Here is a 251-nt window from a genome sequence, read left to right as displayed (position 1 = left end):
GTGTACGACGAGTTCGTGACCAAGTTCGCCGCCAAGGTGGCCACCGCCAAGGTGGGCAACGGTTTCGAGGACGGCGTGAACCAGGGCCCGCTGATTGAGGAAGCCGCGCTGGAGAAGGTGCAGCGCCACGTGGACGACGCCGTGGCCAAGGGTGCACGCGTGCTGGCCGGCGGCAAGCGCCTGCCGGGGCAGTTCTTCGAGCCCACCGTGGTGGCCGACGCCACCGCCGACATGCTCTGCGCCCGCGAGGA

1 protein-coding gene is annotated in these 251 nt (G+C 69.7%); it reads left to right on the top strand.

Translation table 11 applies throughout. The features are described from left to right. A partial coding sequence (locus tag HA630_RS26980) for an aldehyde dehydrogenase family protein (RefSeq protein ID WP_166832155.1) occupies window positions 1-251 on the top strand: 251 nt, incomplete at both ends.

The organism is Aquabacterium sp. A08 (assembly GCF_011742065.1).
Note: the sequence above shows the minus strand (reverse complement) of the source record. Positions and strands in the feature narration are given on the sequence as shown.